This is a genomic window from Rhizobium sp. L1K21, from assembly GCF_024055895.1.
GTDB lineage: Bacteria > Pseudomonadota > Alphaproteobacteria > Rhizobiales > Rhizobiaceae > Ensifer_A.
This window is the reverse complement of sequence record NZ_JAMXLE010000002.1, coordinates 23,800-42,633: the sequence shown is the minus strand read 5'-3', so window position 1 is coordinate 42,633 and position 18,834 is coordinate 23,800. Positions and strand designations below refer to the sequence as shown.

The following is an 18,834-nucleotide window of genomic DNA, read 5'->3' as shown; positions in this document are numbered from 1 at the left end:
GGGGTGCCGCCGGGCGGCACCCTAATTTGTTAGCTTTTCACGTTTTCCGCGTCGACCCAGCCGATATTGCCGTCCTGACGGCGGTAAACGATGTTCAACGCGCCGCTGCCGGCGTTGCGGAAAACGATGACTGGCTCATCGGTCATGTCCAGTGCAAGCACCGCATCCGCCACAGATATGGTTTTCAACTGTTTCGTGCTTTCGGCAACCACGGTCGGTGCGTAGTCTTCGGGCAGTTCTTCTGTCTCTTCCGGCACGGAATCGAAAACGGAATACCCAACCTCGACATGCACGCCGTTGGAATTGGCATGGTGATCGCGCAGTCGGCGCTTGTAGCGGCGCAGCCGCTTCTCAATCCGCTCACCGGCCGCGTCATAGGCGGCCTGCGGTTCCGCGGCCTGTCCCGTTGCATGCAAGACGACGCCTGTGTCGAGGTGAACACGGCAATCTGCGCTGAAGCGCCCGCCGGCTTTCTCGACCGTCACCTGCCCCGAATAGCCGCCATCGAAATATTTCGCGACAGCCTCTTCAATATGGTCCTCGATCTTCGCACGGAATGAATCGCCGACTTCCATATGTTTTCCGGATACACGCACACCCATTGAATTATTCCTTTTTATTCGTGATTTGCGATGATGAGTTTAGTCCAACCTTGCTCCATGGCCAAGGGTATAGCCAGTTAAAGTCGGTCATTTCGCAGCAGGAAAATTCAAAAGTTGTGCCGCACTGAAGCGCCCCCGCGCTACCCTCTTTGAGGACGCGGCGGCTTCTACTCTGGGCGGGGTGGTTTGTCAACCGGCTGCCCGCAAACGGGCCTTTTCCGTGGTATCTGGCGACTCGGCTCAGTTGCTCGAAACTTTTGCCATCGCACGCTTTTCCCGCCGCCGCTGGACAGAGGAGGGGATGTTCATCGCCTCGCGATATTTTGCCACGGTCCGGCGGGCAATGTTGATTCCCTTACCCTTCAGATGATCCATGATATCATCGTCTGAAAGAACGGCATCGGGGCTTTCGTCCTCAATCATCGCCTTGATGCGGTTCCTGACGGCTTCCGCTGAATGGCTGTCTCCGCCATCGGAGGCGGCAATGGAGACTGTGAAGAAATATTTAAGCTCGAAAAGCCCGCGCGGCGTGAGCATGAATTTGTTGGAGGTCACCCGGCTGACGGTGGATTCGTGCATTTTGATTGCATCGGCCACCGTCTTCAGGTTCAGGGGACGCAAATGCTCCACGCCATGCTCCATGAAGGCATCCTGTTGGATCACGATCTCGGTGGCGACTTTCAAAATCGTGCGCGCGCGCTGGTCAAGGCTCCGCACCAGCCAATTCGCATTCTGCATGCACTCCGAGAGAAAAGACATGTCGGCGCTGTTTTGTCCCGACTTTCGTGAGATTTCCGAGAAATACTCCTGATTGACGAGAACACGCGGCAGCGTGTCCGGGTTCAGCTCCACCTGCCAGCCGCCCTTTGGGCCCGGGCGGACGATAACATCAGGAACGACGGTTTCGGTCTGCGAGGATTGAAAGGCGCTGCCCGGCTTCGGGTCCAGCGAACGGATTTCCGCCAGCATGTCGATGAGGTCGTCTTCGGCAACGCCGCAAACCTTCTTCAGCGTGGCGAAGTCCCTTTTGGCGAGCAGCTGCAGATTGTCGACAAGAGCACTCATGGCCGGATCAAGCCGGTTTCGCTGGCGCAATTGAATGGCAAGGCATTCCGCAAGGCCGCGCGCAAAAATGCCGGCGGGCTCCAGCGTCTGCAGGCGCGTCAGGATGCTCTCTATGTAGGTATTATCCACGCCAAGCCGTGCGGCTGTCTCGCTGATCGGTTCGCAGAGGTAACCACTGTCGTCGAGCAAATCGGCCATATATTGTGCGGTCACACGGTCTGTGTCTTCAAAAAAGGCAAGCGGGATCTGTTCGTGCACGAATTCGCGAAGCGACATCCGCGCGGCAGGCAGGTCGTCCATGTCGAACGCCGCGCCGCTGTCACCCTGGCTGCCGGGCATGGATTTCCATTGTCCGAGCAGCTCGGGCGCATCCGGCTTCGGATCGCTACTGTCGCCATCGTACTCGGTTGCGAAATTGGTATCGAGTTTGTCGCTCAGTTGCTCGGCTGTATTGGCGGAACCCGGCTCCAACCAGTCGCCATCGCCCTCCAGATCACCGTTTGCATGCGCTGTATCTGTATCGTTCGTTTCGGGGGCGGCTGACATTTCTTCGCTGGCGGCAATTTCCAGCAGAGGATTTTTCTCGACCTCCTGGTCGATGAACTGAACCAGCTCGAGATGATTCATCTGCAGCAATTGAATAGACTGCATCAATTGCGGCGTCATGACCAATGATTGGGACTGGCGTAGCAGAAGGCTCGGTGAAATAGCCATTATGAACGCAAAACTCCGCCTTAGCTCATGCATGCCCGATGGGGCATAATCCAATTGGCCCAAAAATTGCTTTTTTAATCGACCTGGTCAAGTCCTCACGACATTTGGCCGCCTCTTTCGAAAGCCGGCGCTCGCTGCAGCGGAGGGGTTTAAGCGGGTCTTGCGCGCATCGATTGTACCGTTTTTGCAACAGCGCTGTGGCAATTAACCAAAATTACAAATTGAAACAAAAACTTTGCTGCGACGCAGCACGCCTACCCTTGATCGCATGGTAAACAATTGGTAAAGAAAGAATAAGAAAATTAATTGCGGCATTGAAAAATATTAGCTGCTTTCGGTGAATTGCTGAAGGCTTTCCTATACTTGTGCGTGGTAACCGGTATGTCATTTATCGAAATTGACCCGTCTCGCTCTGGAACACCTGTCGATGTAACGACCGGTGACCGTAAGAAAGCCGCGACGAGAAAAGCTGATGTCTGGATCGAGTTTGGCCCGACCAGCAAAGTTTCTATTGCGAAAATTTTAAGCAGTCTCGACAGCAAGCAGTTTCAGTTCGGGGTGAAGCGCCTGATGGACATCGTCGGCGCACTCACCGCTTTGCTCATACTTTCCCCTCTGCTCATCTGCACGGCTTTAGCCGTGAAGATGACGAGCCCCGGTCCGGTGTTCTTCAAGCAGGAGCGTTGGGGCAAGAACCTCACGAAGATCAAGGTCTATAAGTTCCGGACGATGTACTGGGCGCAGTGCGACATCACCGGCGTGGAACAGACGCGGGAAAACGATTCGCGTATCACGCGGGTTGGCGCCATCTTGCGCACATATAATATTGATGAGCTGCCGCAACTGTTGAACATCCTTCGCGGCGACATGTCCATGGTCGGACCGCGTTGCCATGCTGTTGGCATGAAGGCTGCCGGTGTTCTTTACGAGCAATTGGTTCCCGAATATCACCTTCGCCATCTGGTCAAGCCCGGTTTGACTGGCCTTGCACAGGTGCGCGGTTTGCGCGGGCCGACGGTTCGTGCATCCAAGGCGCGGGCGCGCGTTGCAGCAGATTTGCACTATATTGAGAACTACTCAGTGTTGCTCGACCTGAAGATCATCCTGAAGACCGTAATGGGAAGCAAAGGGACGTTCGGCTTCTGATGCCGGACGTGGCCTGAGAGGTCGCCGGGAGAAACGGAAATTGCTTTCCGTCCGGGTGTGCACCCGAATTACGTGCGATCTAGCCGAAAATTCCGCGCTCTTCATTGACGATTTCCTGAAGAAACTCCGCGGTGGCGCGAACACGCGCTAGATTTCGTGCGCTTTCGTGAAAAACGATCCAATAGGCCCGCCTGATTTTGACATCGGGCAGAACCTGCTGCAGTTCGGGATGCTGACGCGCGATATAGGTGTGCAGGATTCCAATGCCGGCGCCAGACCGCACGGCCTCGGTCTGCCCGGTGGCGGAGGATATCTCAAAGGATGCTTCCAGGCCCCGCATCACTTCATTCGTGAAATTAAGGGATGCCGTGAAGAGAAGATCCTCCACATAGCCGATCATGCGATGGCTGGTCAGGGCCTCTACCGTGTCCGGGACGCCGTTTTTCTCGAGATAGCCGCGCGACGCATAAAGACCGAGCGAATAATCGGTGAGCTTGGACGAGACGAGGCGACCCTGCTCGGGCCGTTCCAAGGTGATGGCAATATCGGCCTCGCGCTGGGATACTGAAAAAGCCCGTGGCACTGGCACAAGCTGGATTTTCAGAGCAGGATGTCGCGCAATCAGTGCGCCAAGCCGGGGCGCAAGAAACGAGACGCCGAAACCATCTGGCGCGCCAATCCGCACCGTGCCGGCGAGCGACGCATCGACCTGACCGATATTGGCCTGCGCCGCAGCCCATTCGGCCTCCATGCGCTCGGCGGCATGCAGAAAAACCTCGCCTTCCGGCGTCAAATCACATCCGCTCGTCTTGCGGATAAGCAATTGGGTGCGCAGGCTCTCTTCAAGCGCTGATATTCTGCGCCCGACAGTGGCATGGTTTATACCCAGCGTGCGGGCCGCAGCCAGCAATTGCCCGGCCCGCGCGACTGCGAGAAAAATACGCACATCATCCCAGTTCAAATGGCTCTCCGTTTGCTGTCACGCGTGCAGGCTCTTCAAAAGGCTTGCGCAATCGTCAAGCCTCCTCCCTCGATATAAATACATTATGTTGAAATTTGCACAACGGATGCGGAAAATGGCCCATTGAACTGTGCAAAATACAATGCGATGATTTTGTCAATCAAGATATTGGAGGTACCCCATGCAAGAGATTGGTCATTTCATTGGCGGCAAGAAGGTTGCCGGCACCAGCGGTCGTTTTGCCGATGTTTTCAATCCGGCGACAGGTGAAGTGCAGGCGCGCGTGGCGCTTGCAACAGATGCTGAACTCGCCGCTGCAGTCGAAAATGCAAAATCCGCCCAGCCGCAATGGGCGGCCATGAACCCGCAGCGCCGTGCGCGCGTCTTCATGAATTTTGTCGCATTGCTGAACAAGCACATGGACGAACTGGCCGAAATGCTCTCGCGCGAACACGGCAAGACGATCGAGGATTCCAAGGGTGATATCATCCGCGGCTTGGAAGTCTGCGAATTCGTGATCGGTATCCCGCACCTGCAGAAGAGCGAATTCACGGAAGGGGCAGGCCCCGGCATCGACATGTATTCGATCCGCCAGCCCGTCGGCATTGGTGCCGGTATCACGCCGTTCAACTTCCCGGCCATGATCCCGATGTGGATGTTTGCGCCAGCGATTGCGTGCGGAAATGCCTTCATTCTGAAGCCGTCCGAGCGTGATCCTTCCGTTCCGATCCGTCTTGCAGAACTGATGATTGAAGCAGGTCTTCCTGAAGGCGTGCTCAACGTCGTCAACGGCGACAAGCAGGCTGTGGACGCTATCCTGACGCACCCGGATATCGGCGGCGTTTCTTTCGTTGGCTCCACACCGATTGCCCGTTACGTTTATGGCACCGCAGCCTCAAACGGCAAACGGGCGCAGTGCTTCGGCGGCGCCAAGAACCACATGATCATCATGCCCGATGCCGATATGGATCAGGCCGCAAACGCCCTCATGGGTGCTGGTTATGGCTCTGCAGGTGAGCGCTGCATGGCAATCTCCGTTGCCGTTCCTGTTGGCGAGGAAACCGCCAACAAGCTGATCGAAAAACTCACCCCGATGGTGGAGTCCCTGCGCATCGGCCCCTACACGGATGAAAAGGCCGATCTCGGTCCCTTGGTGACCCGCGACGCCTATAACCGTGTGAAGGGTCTTGTCGACCGTGGTGTTGAAGAAGGCGCAAAGCTCGTCGTCGATGGCCGCGATTTCAAGCTTCAGGGCTATGAAAACGGCAATTTCATCGGCGGCTGCCTGTTCGATGACGTGACACCGGATATGGATATCTACAAGACCGAAATCTTCGGGCCGGTTCTCTCCGTTGTTCGCGCCAAGAACTACGAAGAAGCGCTCTCTCTGCCAATGAAGCATGAATATGGCAACGGAGTTGCGATCTACACCCGTGATGGCGACGCAGCGCGTGATTTTGCTTCCCGCATCAACATCGGCATGGTCGGCGTCAACGTTCCGATCCCGGTTCCGCTGGCCTACCACTCCTTCGGTGGCTGGAAGGCGTCTTCCTTCGGTGATCTCAACCAGCACGGCACGGATTCGATCAAATTCTGGACCCGCACCAAAACGATCACCAGCCGCTGGCCATCGGGCATCAAGGACGGTGCAGAATTCGTCATGCCGACGATGAAGTAAGCCGTTACAACCCGGTCAAGAAAATGCAGCCAGCGACGGAAACGCCGCTGGCCTGTTTGTATGCAATTGCGATTGCTGCCGATGCAGTTGCTTTTTAATCTCCCGGGCCGTCATTGAAGCCGGTCTTGTCCACCAGTTCAGAGGCCAGTTTGCGATTGGCGGCGATGTCTGCGAGCGGCAGCTTGTCTGGATGGATTTCCCCGAAGGATTTCACCACATCGGAAACTTTCGCTCCCGGCAACACGGGATACTCAAACACCTGCTCAGCATAAATTTCCTGAGCCTCGGGAGAGGCGAGGAATTCCATCAATCGAATGGCATTATCCTTGTTGGGTGCATGTTTGGCGAGCGACATGCCTGAAATATTCACATGCGTGCCGCGCCCGTTCGAGTTCGGAAATAGAATTTTGATGGCAGAGGCCCATTCCTTTTGCTCCGGCTCCTGCTCATCCGTCATCATCAGGCCGACATAATAGGTGTTGCCAAGAGCCAGATCGCACTCACCAGCCCAGATGGATTTCGCCTGGCTTCGATCATTGCCGTCTGGCTTGCGGGCCAGGTTGTTTTTCAGTCCTCTCAGCCACTCTTCCGTATACTCTGCGCCATCATGCGCAATCATGGAGGCAAAGAGGCCGATATTGTAGGAATGCTGACCATCGCGCGTGCAAATGCGGCCCTTCCACTTCGGATCGGCCAGGTCTTCATAGGTGATACTGTCTTCTTCCACCCGGTCCTTGGATGCATAAACAACGCGGCCGCGTGTTGTGAGGCCAAACCATTCCCCGTCCGCATCGCGGTAGTTTTCCGGAATATGCGCATTGATCTCGGGATCGTCGACAGGCGCCACCACACCGGCTTCTTTGGCTTCCACCAGGCGAGCGATATCAACGGTCATGATCACGTCTGCAGGCGAAAACTCGCCTTCCGCGCTGATCCGCTCCACCAGACCCTTGTCGAGAAACAGGATATTGGTCTTGATACCGGTCTTGTCGGTGAAGGCATCCAAAACAGGTTGAATAAGATCAGGCTGACGATAGGAATAGATATTCACTTCACCATCCGCCAGCGCCGGCGAAGAGATGCCGCCAACAATCGCGGCAGAGATAAGAAGAATTCGGAATTTACCAAGCATGCGCCCCGGTGCCTCCTTTTTTTGATTTTTCCTGATTGTTTCAATCACGTTTAAAGCGGCTGAGGCGAGTGGTCAAATTTGTCCGGGGATAAGATGAGTAAAATTTTCAGATTTTGAATTGTTCCAAACTACGATTGCCCCTATATAGAGGGAAACGAAAACCGGAGGCTCACATGCGGCTGACAAAACAGACCAACTATGCAGTGCGGATACTCATGTATTGCGCGGCCAATGAAGGTAATCTCAGCCGAATCCCGGAAATCGCAAAAGCTTATGGCGTGTCCGAGCTTTTTCTTTTCAAAATTCTCCAGCCCCTGCACAAGGCAAAACTGGTCGAGACGGTTCGCGGTCGCAATGGCGGCGTCCGTCTGAACCGCCCGGCCGACGAGATTACGCTTTTTGATGTTGTCCGCGTGACCGAAGACAGCTTTGCAATGGCCGAATGCTTCGAATCCGATATCGCCGATTGCCCGCTGGTGGATAGTTGCGGCTTGAATTCGGCGCTTAGAAAAGCGCTGAACGCGTTTTTCGATGTGCTGTCGGAATACACGATCGACGACCTTGTAAAGGCGCGTCCGCAGATCAACTTCCTGCTCGGCCTTGAAGTGGAAGGCGCGCCTGCAGCGCGGGCGTCCTGACCCGCGGCGCTTATTCAGACGGTTCGGTTTGGCCCCTGTATTCGCGAATGATGAACTCAACCGCAGTCGGGTCGAACTCTGCCTTGTCGAGCCGGAAATCCGCGCCATAATCTTCAATTTTCTGGAAATAGGGGTCTGTCAGCGACGACGAAATGACGCCGATCGGGCCAATGAAGCCCGCTTGGCGTAGTTTCGGCGCCGTTGCCCTGAAATCCTCACCAGGGCCGAGCCTGTTGTCGAGGAGAACCATGAAAATATTGGAGTTGTCTTTCAAAAAGGAGGTCGCGGAATCGATGTCGCCGCAGTAATGCATCTTGATGCGGTAATTCTTTACCTTCGACATCAAGGAGCCGAGAATCAATTCCTCTGCAGGGTCGTCATCGACGAGCAGGATATTTATCTGTTCCCACATCTACTTTAATTCCTGTTCCAGTCTTTTCTCTTTCATTCAAGAGTAACTGCCAATTTTTACACTACGTGGCCCACTCAGCTGCTTTCTGATAGTTTTTTTGGTTTAGAAAGTCGACTAGGTTTCACAAGTTTTATGAGATGATCTGCTCGCGGATGGCCTTTGCCACCATCTGCGTTCGGTTTACCACGTCGAGCTTCTTCAAAATGGTTGCGGTATGCGAGTTGACCGTGTGTTCGGATACCGACACAATCAGCGCGATTTCGCTTGCTGTTTTGCCATGCGATATCCATTTGAGAATTTCCATCTCGCGCGCTGTCAGCCCCATGCCCTTTTTATTGGCGAGAACGTTGCGGAAATAGAAGTCGAAACAATAACCGGCATTGTAATAAAGCTCTTGCGTCTCGGCGAGTTCAGGCGCGTCACGGTCGCCCAGAAAGATAAAGGCAAACCGGCTGCCATTGGCACCGTGCACCGGCAGGCAAAGCGCAAACTCGAAGCCCAACTGCTGCATCAGCAGATCTTTTGATGTGTCGTTATCCGTCCATTTGGTCGGCAACGTTGCGTCCTGCAAGGTCTTGAAAAGACGTGATTCGCCGAATGAGAAGCGGGCATCGTATTCTTCAGCCAGCCCTGGCGGCAGGTCATGAAGTTCAAGCTGATCACTCAAAGTCGGCGTCGCCGAATCCGAAAATAGCTTCAAGATCATGAAATGATCGAATTTGTGCTTCAGCGCGATTGCGTGGAAGATACGAAAGAAATCCACCCGATTGAGAGCCTTTGAAAGCTCACCGTAATAGTCGCTTACACACCAGTTATTATTGGAAGTGCCAACGTCTTTGCCTTCGAGCATCCCGTCTGTCCCGCCCATTGAAAATCACTTGCACGCAAATGGCCCGAAATTGCCATATAAACTCGGTCGAACAGGCAAGCCATTTCAGGCAACGCAAATTACGCATTCGACATGACATCCCCCTTGATTCGGATTCTGTCACATCACCTGTGACAACTCACCTACTAGAATTAACTAGATGAGAGCTGTTGCAACCCTTGATGGGTTGTCTTTTTTCGTTGGGGCTTTGGTGTCGTCTCAGCCGGCGGTTATGGTGCTCCACTCGGACTCGATTCTCTGATCGGCATAGAGTGCTAACGGCCCAAAATACTGCAGCACCGCTTCACTTTGCGTCGGCCTGAAAAACACAAAGTCGTCAGCTTTCAGCCTGCTGTCGCTCGCAAGAGCCATGAGTTGTTGGTTGGAGGACGACCCCCAAAGCTTGTTTTCACGCATGTCAGGCGGCCAAACGGGATCAGCATACCATTTCCCGCCATAGATGAAGCATCCGCGGCGCGGAAAAAGACCGAGAGCCTGCATAAGGCGCGTCACAAACGGCGGGCCGGGCAGTTGGGTGTCGAGCACTTTCAAAACGGGCGTCGCAATGAAGACTGCGGGTTTGAGGGCTTGAAGGGCATCCACCTCGAAATCTGTCGGCATCAGGAAGCCTGAACCCATCGACACTTCATTGGCCGGACCCTTGGCCGAGTAGGTGAGGCTCGTCTTGCTGCCGCCGGTATTGATGATCTCCCGCATCTGCGGGGGCAGCACGGCTGCAAATGAAGCCAGCCGCTGCTGTGCGCTCGCCTGTTCCTTCTCGGGACCGCCAAACAGTGTTGGGATCTGCGGAATATGGGCCTCGTAGCCCATGATCCCCTTGCAGGTCAGCGCCGAATATTCTGCTAGCAGCGGAAGCACAGCGGCAAGCGCTTCGGCATTTGCAAAGCCTCCGCGATGCATCCCGCAATCGACCTCGAAGGCGATTTTCAACCGCACACCGGCCTCTTGCGCGACCTGTCCGTATTGTTTCAGGCGTTCGGGCGTGTCGATGAGCCACACCGTTTGCGAGATCAGGCGTTGCCGTTTCTCGGATGCAAGACTTTTCAGCCCATGTTCAACGGCAGCAACCGGCATGGGTTTGCCGAACAGTATGTCGGCATCGGGAAACGCATCCAGAACCTGAAGCGTCAGAGGCAGGTGGAAACTCATGATCTTGCGCGTGCCAAGTGCTTCCATGATGTGGCGAATGAGCGGCAGGCTTGGCAGCGACTTGTCCACAATGCGCATGCCAAGCCCTGCGGGAAGCACAGCCTTGGCAAGGGCCAGGTTACCGTTCAGCCGTTCCAGATCGATGACGAGCGTTGGGTGGTGATAATGCGCGTCCGCGAGCGCGTCGCTGAGTGCGTTGAAATACGCTGCCTCATCATTCATGCTTCAATTCCAAAAATGCGGGCGAGATAGGGCGAGATGAAACGGCCGTCCGGATCGATATCTCTGCGGATGTCCATCGCATCTTTCCAGCGTGGATAGATCGCTGCAAAGTCGGTGGCCGTCAGGCTGTGCATTTTGCCCCAATGGGGCCTGCCGCCATATTTGCGGAAAATCGGTTCGGCGGCTGCAAAGAAAGCCTTGGGGCTCTGCTTGGCGTCATGGTGTATGGCAATGGAACAGGTCTTGCGCTGGTAGAATGGGCTGAGCCAGAAATCGTCCGCCTTTACGCTGCGCACTTCCATGGGGAAATAGACCTCGGGAAAGTGTCTTTCCGCCAGCGCGATAATCTCCGCCAGTGCTTTTGCGCCCTCTTCATAAGGCAGATGGTATTCCATCTCATTGAAACGCGTTTCGCGCTCGGATGTGTAAACCTTCAGCCAATCCTCGACATAGTCCTCATCGGGAAGCTTTCGCAGCGCATTACCGATCAGCTTGCGGCGCAGCCAGGGCAGCCGGCTTGTGAAGTTTCGCGCCATACGCAGCGTGGCAATACCGTCTTCGTCAACCTCCGGCGGGCGCGTGCTGACTGGCGCATCGGTAGTATCACTGGCCAGACAAAGCGCATGACCGGAAAAGGGAATGAAGTAAAATTCGGCTGAGCGGTAGGCCGCGTAAAACGCATCGAAATCGGCCAGCATATCCCCGATCGGCATGGACCAGCGACGCTTGTGAAGACGGTATGAGGGGGCGTTGCTGATTGTAACCTCTGTCAGTGCGCCAAAAGCGCCGAGTGTCACACCCGTGGCACGGATCATCTCGCTGTCGGTATCGTCGCTATAGCGCCGCACCTCACCGCGCCCGTCCACAAGGGTGATCGCCCGCAATTGCGTGTGATAAGCACCGAGTTCAGGACCCGTTCCGTGGGTGGCGGTGCCAAGTGCACCGCCCAGTGCCTGCTTGTCGATATCGCCCATGTTGGGAAGCGCCTGACCCACCGATTGCAACAGATGTGTCAGGTCCGCGAGTTTCGTACCCGCGCCAACGGTCGCAGTCAGAGCCTCCGTGTCGTGACCATGCAGGCCCGAAAAAGCCGAGAGATCAAGGATTGTTCCGGCACTCTCCACAAGCGGCGTGAACGAATGACCGGACCCGGCAATGCGCACAGGCCCCGGTGCGGATCTGATGACCGCGGATAGCGCCTCGATCGTTGACGGCGCTTCGATCGCTTTCGGGCTGGATTGAACCGAGCCTGACCAATTGCTCCAGCTAAGCGACATGCATTGAACCTCCGGATGTTTTACGCTGCAGATGAGTGAAAATGAAAATCAGCACGGCGGAAACGGCGGCTGAGCCGCAAGCGAACCAGGAAACCGGCGTGACCGCCGAACCAACGATGAACATGCTGGCAAAGGCTGGTCCCAGTGCCGAGCCCATGAGTTGCGCCGCCGGCACGAGAAGGGCCGCCTTGCGGGTTGCATCAGCCGCGACGGTGAGCTGAACCTGAAACGGCAGCACAAACAGGCAGATGAAACCGGCAATGAGCGCCAGTGCCCAGAAAACGATCGCATCGGGCTGTATCGCCAGGATTGCGCCGATCGCGGTGGCCAATAACGCACAAAACGTGAGAACCCACATATAGGACAGTCGCGCGGAAAATGCGGTTGCGACTGCAGCTCCGACAACCTGCGTGACAAGATTGACCGAAACGATCAGACCGGCAACCTGTGCCGATATGCCCGATGCGTCCGCCAGGGGCTCGAGGAAAGCCCAAAGCGAGCCGATAAACATGTAGAAAAAGAAGATGGATAGAAGTGCAATGATGGGTTTCACGCGCAGGAGGCCGCTATTGCCGTCATCTTCGGGCCTGGGCAATGTGCCGAATTCACGCGGCATCCAGAATGCGGCTATCGCGGATACGGCACAGACAATCGCCAGCACAATGAAGCCACCTGTTGAGCCGTGAGAGCCAATGACAAAGAGGGCCATGAGTGCTGCAAGAAGACTCTGTGCAACAGTCTGCATCGTTACAAAATAGCCACCATAGAGGCCAGGACGACGCGACCGCGCGATCAGTTCAACGGAAAAGGCCACGAGCCCGCCTTCCGCACAGCCTGCAATACCGCGCCAGAGAATGATCGCATCGGGTGTTGCCGCAAAGGCTGTCAGCACATTGAGCACGGCTGTCAGAAGCAGCAAAACCGCCGCCTTTACGCGCAGATAACGTGAATTGATGACAAAGGCGGCGAGGATCGACCCGATCCCGATTGCCAGAATTTCCACTGTCGCTGCAAGTGCGAGTTGATCGAAATTCACCCGCGCCTCTGAAAGAAGTGCGCCAAGCAGAACAGGTTGCAATCCGAGAACGAGGAGAGCCGCAGAGCCGGCCCAAAGCGTGGCCACCTGTGCCGGGCGGCTGGGGTTTCCCACCAGCCAGCGACTGTCAAACATGTCTTCGCTCATGCAATGTCCCCTTTGCAAAAACTGACATACTGTCATATTTTTGAAGCATTGACCTGACGGTCTGAAAAGTCAATACGGAATTTGTGAGTGGCTAAGAGGTGGGGACAACGCAGTGACGTCAACAGAAAAGCCCTTAAGGCGCAAACCGAAGCAGGCGAGAAGCCTGAACCGTGTCGGCGACATATTGGAGGCCGCCCTTGGCCTGGTCGGCGAAAAGGGCATAGCCGCGCTCACCATGCGTGAAATCGCCACCGTCAGCGGCATGCCATTGGCCTCTGTCTACCAATATTTCCCCAATAAATCTGCAGTCATAGCAATGCTTTACAGCCGCTATGCAGAAGAAACGCGCAACCATGTCGCCAGGGAGCTTGTTGGGCTGAACAGCGTGCATGATATCCTGCCCGCAGCCTTTGCCGTGATTGATGATTACTACGAGCGCTTTTCCAATACCCCGGCGGTGCAGGATCTGCTCAATGCGGTTCAAGCCGACAAGGCTTTGCAGAACATGGATATCGAAGCGACCCGAAAACAGGCCGCGCTCTTCATTGAATCGACGCATGAATTTATCTCCAAAGATAAGCTGGAAGCGTATGGGCGCGCAGTGCACCTGCTGTTTTTCCTTGCCGGGGGAACCGTGCGTCTCGCGATGATGGTCGAGCCTGAGGAGGGCAAACGATTTATCGAAGACTACAAGAACCTGGTCCGAGCACAGCTTGCCCCCTTCGGTGGGTAATGCCGCCGCGCAGCCGTTTATGCAAATGCGCCATGCGGCGCTTTTCAGGCCGCGCTCGCAATTGCGATTGAAAAGCCCAGATGGGTGAGATTGTGCAGCAATTGGTCTGCACCAAAGAGCCACCAGAACATCGGGTCGGTGTGAGTGACGTCCAGCCGGCGCGTGGCGACCGCCTTGATCCGGTCGATGCATCCATGGATGATAAAGTCCGCCAACATCGCCATCACCGCAAACTTCGGGGCGAGCGCAGTGAAGATCAAGCCAGTCAGCAATGCATGAACACCTGCATGCGCGACAAGTGGCACCAGCCAACGCCGCTCTGCTTCCTTGCCCACGATCATCCAGGTATTTTGCAGAACAAAATCAGCCAGAAAATGTTTGGCGAGAAACAACATGACAGAAACTGCCAGCCATAAGGCTACAGAATGCGCCGAAAATGCCGTCATCACGTCTCCCATTGCCACCGCCTCCAAACATATTCACGTTCTTCTACGGCAGACTATTCGCAAACCCGTTGAGATCAAAGATCAGGATGAGAAACCGCATAAGATACGCGTTATTGCTGCGGGTATGCGGTGCAGACCGTATGAGCGCAACAATTCAGCAGTAGCATTTGAAGTCCTGGCGTTCTAAGTAGCCGGAATAACCGGGAGGCTGTGCCGGGGATGGAATGCTCCGGGCCGAAAGCAATGCAAAAACGAGATTAAGGTTGGGTTGAAAATATGAAGATCGCAGTAGCCGGGTTGGGATATGTTGGTCTCTCGAATGCCATTCTTCTGGCACAGAAAAATCAGGTCATCGCCGTCGATATTTCGCAAGAACGCGTGGCATTGGTCAATGACCGCAAATGCCCGATTGTCGACAGCGACATGGATATTTTTCTGCAGAACCGCGCGCTCGATCTGACCGCGACAACGGACCCGGAGCTTGCTTATCGGGACGCTGAATATGTGATCGTCGCCACACCCACCAACTACGACCCGCACACCAACAATTTCGACACGTCGTCTGTCGAGGCCGTCATCAAAACGGTCATTGGCCTCAATCCGCGGGCAACGATCGTGATCAAATCGACAATTCCGGTGGGCTATGTCGAGCGGGTATCCGCGATGCTGCAAACCGATCAGGTGATCTTTTCACCGGAATTCCTGCGCGAAGGCAAGGCGCTCTATGATAACCTGCACCCGAGCCGCATTGTCGTTGGCGAACAGTCGCAGAGAGCCAAAATCTTTGCCAACCTTCTGCTGGAAGGCGCCGAGGACAAGGATGTGCCGCTGCTCTTCACTGGTCCGTCTGAGGCGGAAGCAGTCAAGCTTTTTGCCAATACTTTTCTTGCCATGCGCGTCGCGTTTTTCAATGAGCTGGACAGCTATGCGCTTTCACGTGGCCTGAACACGCGCGATATTATCGAAGGCGTCTGCCTCGATCCTCGCGTTGGCTCGCATTACAACAACCCGTCTTTTGGTTACGGCGGCTATTGTCTGCCCAAGGACACCAAGCAGCTGCTTGCGAATTATCTCGATGTGCCGCAAAATCTTGTCTCGGCAATCGTTGACGCCAACAGGACGCGCAAGGATTTCCTGGCTGACCAGATCATTGCCAGACGTCCAAAGCGTGTCGGCGTCTATCGCCTCGTCATGAAAGCAGGCTCCGATAATTTCCGCCAAAGCTCCATTCAGGGCATCATGAAGCGGATCAAGGCCAAGGGTATCGAGGTGATCGTGTTTGAACCCGCTCTGAAGGAAACGGAGTTTTTCGGTTCGCGCGTTGTCACCGATATCGACGCGTTCAAGGAAAATTCCGAGATTATCGTCACCAACCGCATGTATCCCGAACTGGGCGACGTAAAAGACAAGGTCTTTACCCGCGACCTGTTCGGGGCGGATTGAAGCCTCCCACGCTCAAGCGGCATTCGCAAAGATGCCGCAGCCATTGCCATGGGATTGGCTGTGTTGGAGAAAGAGAACCGACAGACCAAGGCTCTTGGCCAGTTTCAGACCCTGCGCTTCCCCCAGCACCATCATGGCGGTTGCCCAGGCGTCGGCGTGCATACAGTCGGCGGCAATGACCGTTGCCGATGCGGGAGAAAGCGTAAGCGGCCTCCCAAACTTGGGATCCATCGTGTGGGAAAGCCGCCGCCCTCCAATATCGACCCAATGACGGTAGTCGCCTGAGGTCGCAACGGCTGCATCCTGCAACACAATGATGGAATGCGCGCCGCGGGTTTCCAGATCAGGTTCCTCCACGGCAACCGTCCAGCCGTTCCCGTCAGGCTGGCTGCCAATGGCACGAAGCTCTCCATCAATGGCAAAGAGCCCAGCTTCCAAACCAAACCTGGAAGCGGTCTCCGCAAGCTGGTCCACACCATAGCCCTTTGCAATTCCATTCAGGTCAAATCGCATCTCGGCATGTTTGCGGGCGCGCCGGTTGGAAAGATCAAGCTCCAGCATCTCATAAGCCGGATTGCGCCTGGCAAGGCGTGCTGCCTGAATTCGGCTTTCGCATGCGTCCTCCGGCCCGAATCCCCAAGCAGAAACGGCGTCGCCCATCCCGATATCAAAGGCGCCGCCGGAAGCCTGGCCGATCTTGAGGCCGGCATCCAATACGCTCATCAGGTGTTGCGGTAGCGCGATCCATTCAAGCACGCCAGCGCTGTTGAGCCGATTGAGCGCGCTGTCCGGTTTCCACAGAGACATCTGCTGATCGACGTCAAAAACCGCCTGCGCCAGAGCCTCACGCAACGCAGCCACGTCAAATGATGGGGGGCTATGAAAGAGGGCAGACCAACGCGTTCCCATCGTTTCACCATTCAGCGTTTGGCGGGTCATATCAGTAAACGTCTTCTGCATAGCGTCCCTCAGCTTTCAATGTTGCAAGACTTGGACCTGCAGGCGCCAGAACATCGGTCAGCGCATCGGCAACACCGGCGGCCATTTCGCGCCCTCCACACACGAGGATCTGCCCACCCGCTGCAATGAGCTTGGTCAATTTCGCAGCGTCAGCACGCAATAGATCCTGAACATAAGCCGGTGTTGCGCTGCGCGAGAACGCCGTCGATACGGATGCAAGGCGACCTTCTTTCTGCCAGCCGTAAAGCTCCTCGGCATAAAACGCATCACTTGCCGGATGGCGCGTCCCGAAATAGAGGTGCATCGCGCGGTGTTTTTGATTGGCGCGGGCAAAACCAGCCAGCGGACCGATGCCGGTTCCAGCGCCAATCAGGATCACAGGCTTGCGGCCGCGTTGAGGGCGGAAGCCCGGATTGGCGCGCACGAATGCGGTAATGCTGTCGCCGGGTTCAAGCGCAACCAGTTGCCCTGAGCAGAGGCCACCCGCATGCTTGCGCACGCAGATTTCCACAAAACCGTCTTTCGAACCGGAAGCCAGCGAATAATAGCGCGGCAGTTGAGAACCTTCCGGTACGACTGCAATGAGGTCGCCGGCTTCGAAACGCGGGAAACCCTGTCCCAGGAACCGCTTCCAAAACGAGTGCTTCGGCAAAGCAAAACGCAGGATGGATGTCGCTGCCTGGACGCTCGCGCCGTAGTCGCGTTTCGAGATCAGTTCCATCTGCCAGGTGCGCGGCAAAACGGGCACGTGGTTGAGCTCGAAATCAAGCCTCAACTTTTGAGCCAGCACCCGCCCCCAACGCGCAAAATCCTGCGGCGACTGGCGATCCACGGTGTCGAAAGGGACAAGTGATGACCAGCCCTTGGATTCAGCGGCGTCCGCGATATCCTTTGCAAAGCCGCAGAAGGCCGGAAAGCTGCGATCACCAAATCCGAGAATGGCAAGCGAAAGCCCACGCTTCACCGGCATCCTGCGAAACGTGTCGAGAAAACCCGCTGCCATGCTTGGCGCTGCACCATCGCCATAGGTCGCCGCCATCAGCACCACGCGTTTTGCCTTGGGCCAGTGCTCTGGGTTGAAGGCGGTGATGGGACCGACATGGACACGCAACCCTGCTGCCGACAATGCCGATTGAAGTGTTTGGGCAAAGGCCCAGGTCGTGCCGCTTTCACTGGCAACGAGGACGATCGTGTCGGCGTCTGCTGCAGCAACGCTTTTGATCTTCTGGCGGCCCCGCCCCTTGAGCCAGATGAGAAGTCCGGTCCAGCTGAGCACAGGCGTGACAAGAGCACTGAGGCCAAGGATGACGCCGAGCCAGGCAAGTCCACGGCCCGTATGCAGCATCGTTGCCAGATGCGATGCTTTATCGATCCAATTGGCATCGCTCCAGGCCAAGAGCGTGCCATTGCCCTGGTCGATATAACCTTCACCGTCTGATGTCTTGAGCCGGAATGCATCTGTGGAATCGCCCGCCAGGGGAAAGGTCAAGGACCGAAGCGCATCGACCGGCGTCTGCTGCAGTAGCGCAATCTTGCCCGGTGCCATGCCTGTCTGACCGCTGACCTCGGTGGGAAACAGCGGTGCGGGCGCGCCTTGCGGCAGAACATCAAATGTCGCCGCCACCATCCAGAGGCCGGTCATGGAGGAAAGCAACAGGCCGGGCAGGGCAGCCCGCGATAGAATGGCATGCAGGCGACCGTCTCCGGTCCCGCGCGTGGGCTTGAAGATCAAGCGCCACCCGCCGGCGCGCCGCGCCAGCATGAACAATCCGGCGGTGGATAGGATGAGCATGGAAACCGCACCAAAGGCAACCGCATAACGCCCATTGTCATCGAGGAAAAGGGACCGATGGAGGTTGATCAGCCAGCGTTCGACGCCGGATTTCTCAGTCGTTCCCAGTGCCGCACCCGTCGCCGGATCGATAGCAGACGAGACAGGCGCATCGCCTTTGAAATAATAGGCGGTGATCTGCCCGGAAGGTGCACGTCTGATCTGCTCCACCGTCGGTTCATTGGCCTTGATGCGTTCAGCAAGTGTTGCCACGCTGATATTGCCTGCAGACGGTGTGTTGAGCGCATCGGATACGGGGAAGATCGACAGCGCCGCACCGCTGACTGTGATAACAATCAGCAAAAGGGCGGCGATCAACCCGAACCAGCGGTGGAGCGATCGGATCATGACGT

The 18,834-nt window shown here is 56.0% G+C and carries 17 protein-coding genes; 5 read left to right on the top strand and 12 right to left on the bottom strand.

The genetic code is table 11. The features are described 5' to 3' along the window. Nucleotides 1-29 precede the first annotated feature (29 nt). Both hpf and rpoN read right to left on the bottom strand, forming a co-directional pair. Nucleotides 30-602, bottom strand: a complete 573-nt coding sequence (gene hpf / locus NHF56_RS12655) for a ribosome hibernation-promoting factor, HPF/YfiA family (RefSeq protein ID WP_252805069.1) — start codon at nucleotides 600-602, stop codon at nucleotides 30-32. A gap of 240 nt (nucleotides 603-842) precedes the next feature. Further along, nucleotides 843-2,381 carry an RNA polymerase factor sigma-54 gene (gene rpoN, locus NHF56_RS12650; protein WP_252805068.1) on the bottom strand — a complete coding sequence of 513 codons (1,539 nt, stop codon included), beginning with the start codon at nucleotides 2,379-2,381 and terminating at the stop codon, nucleotides 843-845. 342 nt (nucleotides 2,382-2,723) lie between these two features. Here rpoN and NHF56_RS12645 point away from each other — a divergent pair, with 342 nt between their 5' ends. After that, nucleotides 2,724-3,527 carry a sugar transferase gene (locus NHF56_RS12645; protein ID WP_252805067.1) on the top strand — a complete coding sequence of 268 codons (804 nt, stop codon included), beginning with the start codon at nucleotides 2,724-2,726 and terminating at the stop codon, nucleotides 3,525-3,527. Between the two features lie 79 nt (nucleotides 3,528-3,606). Here the strand turns inward: NHF56_RS12645 and NHF56_RS12640 are convergent, their stop codons facing one another. Further along, nucleotides 3,607-4,488: a LysR family transcriptional regulator gene (locus NHF56_RS12640; protein ID WP_252805066.1), complete on the bottom strand. Its 882-nt coding sequence runs from the start codon at nucleotides 4,486-4,488 to the stop codon at nucleotides 3,607-3,609. Nucleotides 4,489-4,669: 181 nt separating this feature from the next. On the opposite strand from NHF56_RS12640, the gene NHF56_RS12635 reads away from it, so the two are divergent. Further along, on the top strand, nucleotides 4,670-6,166 hold the full coding sequence (locus NHF56_RS12635) for a CoA-acylating methylmalonate-semialdehyde dehydrogenase (protein ID WP_252805065.1): 1,497 nt from the start codon (nucleotides 4,670-4,672) through the stop codon (nucleotides 6,164-6,166). 94 nt (nucleotides 6,167-6,260) lie between these two features. Here the strand turns inward: NHF56_RS12635 and NHF56_RS12630 are convergent, their stop codons facing one another. Further along, complete coding sequence (locus NHF56_RS12630; RefSeq protein WP_252805064.1) at nucleotides 6,261-7,298, bottom strand: Fe(3+) ABC transporter substrate-binding protein; 1,038 nt, start codon at nucleotides 7,296-7,298, stop codon at nucleotides 6,261-6,263. A 173-nt stretch (nucleotides 7,299-7,471) separates the two neighbouring features. On the opposite strand from NHF56_RS12630, the gene rirA reads away from it, so the two are divergent. Further along, nucleotides 7,472-7,936, top strand: a complete 465-nt coding sequence (gene rirA, locus NHF56_RS12625) for an iron-responsive transcriptional regulator RirA (RefSeq protein WP_252805063.1) — start codon at nucleotides 7,472-7,474, stop codon at nucleotides 7,934-7,936. Nucleotides 7,937-7,946: 10 nt separating this feature from the next. Here the strand turns inward: rirA and NHF56_RS12620 are convergent, their stop codons facing one another. The 5 genes from NHF56_RS12620 to NHF56_RS12600 form a co-directional block, all read right to left on the bottom strand. Further along, entirely contained in the window at nucleotides 7,947-8,348 is a 402-nt protein-coding gene (locus NHF56_RS12620) for a response regulator (protein WP_252805062.1), read from the bottom strand. A 130-nt stretch (nucleotides 8,349-8,478) separates the two neighbouring features. Continuing rightward, nucleotides 8,479-9,198 (bottom strand): LuxR family transcriptional regulator, encoded by a 720-nt coding sequence (locus tag NHF56_RS12615; RefSeq protein ID WP_252805061.1) that lies wholly within the window; start codon nucleotides 9,196-9,198, stop codon nucleotides 8,479-8,481. Nucleotides 9,199-9,435: 237 nt separating this feature from the next. Then, nucleotides 9,436-10,608, bottom strand: coding sequence for an alanine racemase (locus NHF56_RS12610; RefSeq protein WP_252805060.1), 1,173 nt, complete (start codon nucleotides 10,606-10,608; stop codon nucleotides 9,436-9,438). After that, nucleotides 10,605-11,885: a D-arabinono-1,4-lactone oxidase gene (locus tag NHF56_RS12605; RefSeq protein ID WP_252805059.1), complete on the bottom strand. Its 1,281-nt coding sequence runs from the start codon at nucleotides 11,883-11,885 to the stop codon at nucleotides 10,605-10,607. Before NHF56_RS12605 ends, NHF56_RS12610 begins: the two co-directional genes overlap by 4 nt. Continuing rightward, nucleotides 11,875-13,068, bottom strand: coding sequence for an MFS transporter (locus NHF56_RS12600; RefSeq protein WP_252805058.1), 1,194 nt, complete (start codon nucleotides 13,066-13,068; stop codon nucleotides 11,875-11,877). Before NHF56_RS12600 ends, NHF56_RS12605 begins: the two co-directional genes overlap by 11 nt. Nucleotides 13,069-13,180: 112 nt before the next feature. On the opposite strand from NHF56_RS12600, the gene NHF56_RS12595 reads away from it, so the two are divergent. Next, entirely contained in the window at nucleotides 13,181-13,801 is a 621-nt protein-coding gene (locus tag NHF56_RS12595) for a TetR family transcriptional regulator (protein ID WP_252805057.1), read from the top strand. A gap of 44 nt (nucleotides 13,802-13,845) precedes the next feature. Here NHF56_RS12595 and NHF56_RS12590 read toward each other — a convergent pair whose 3' ends face one another. Beyond that, on the bottom strand, nucleotides 13,846-14,265 hold the full coding sequence (locus tag NHF56_RS12590; RefSeq protein ID WP_252805902.1) for a DUF3307 domain-containing protein: 420 nt from the start codon (nucleotides 14,263-14,265) through the stop codon (nucleotides 13,846-13,848). Between the two features lie 258 nt (nucleotides 14,266-14,523). Between NHF56_RS12590 and NHF56_RS12585 the strand changes: the two genes are divergently transcribed. Then, nucleotides 14,524-15,690 (top strand): nucleotide sugar dehydrogenase, encoded by a 1,167-nt coding sequence (locus tag NHF56_RS12585; RefSeq protein ID WP_252805056.1) that lies wholly within the window; start codon nucleotides 14,524-14,526, stop codon nucleotides 15,688-15,690. 12 nt (nucleotides 15,691-15,702) lie between these two features. Here NHF56_RS12585 and NHF56_RS12580 read toward each other — a convergent pair whose 3' ends face one another. Then, on the bottom strand, nucleotides 15,703-16,650 hold the full coding sequence (locus NHF56_RS12580) for an FAD:protein FMN transferase (protein WP_252805055.1): 948 nt from the start codon (nucleotides 16,648-16,650) through the stop codon (nucleotides 15,703-15,705). Beyond that, the gene (locus tag NHF56_RS12575; RefSeq protein ID WP_252805053.1) at nucleotides 16,631-18,829 is read right to left on the bottom strand and encodes a PepSY domain-containing protein; all 2,199 of its coding nucleotides are present in this window, start codon (nucleotides 18,827-18,829) and stop codon (nucleotides 16,631-16,633) included. Before NHF56_RS12575 ends, NHF56_RS12580 begins: the two co-directional genes overlap by 20 nt. Between the last annotated feature and the right edge of the window lie 5 nt (nucleotides 18,830-18,834).